Annotated in this window: 1 protein-coding gene; it reads left to right on the forward strand. The window is 46.7% G+C overall.

Annotated features, from left to right (window positions below; genetic code table 11):
- Nucleotides 1-104 precede the first annotated feature (104 nt).
- A partial coding sequence (locus tag R7P74_RS29385; RefSeq protein WP_318124269.1) for a PAS domain-containing protein occupies nucleotides 105-518 on the forward strand: 414 nt, incomplete at its 3' end.

Below are 518 nucleotides of genomic sequence, written 5' to 3' on the forward strand. Positions count from 1 at the left end.
TTGTCGATAACATAACGTCATGATAAATATAAAAAATAGCTTGGTACGCTAATTGCTTACCAAGCTATTTTACTTTTTAGTGGCGATATTTCGACAGGCAGTGAATGGACAATAACACCAACCACTCCCATTTAGACTCAGTAGAAAACCAAGTTGAGCGCTATAAGCAGGTATTGGATGTGATGCCCGCAGGGGTTATTTTGCTCGACACGTATGGTGTTGTGCGAGAAGCAAACCCCGAGGCGCACCGAATTCTAGAAATCCCACTGGTTAACGAGAAATGGTTCAACATCATTCAAGCGGCTTTTGATCCGCGTGAAGATGATGGCCACGAAGTGTCACTGCGTAATGGTCGCAAAGTGCGTTTGGCGATTTCTGCCTCCGCGACAGGGCAGCTGATCCTCATCACCGACTTAACCGAAACCCGTTTACTGCAAGCTCGTGTGAGTGATCTACAACGTCTTTCTTCATTAGGGCGTATGGTTGCATCGCTAGCGCATCAAGTGAGAACGCCGCTG

This window comes from Vibrio sp. 2033 (assembly GCF_033339735.1).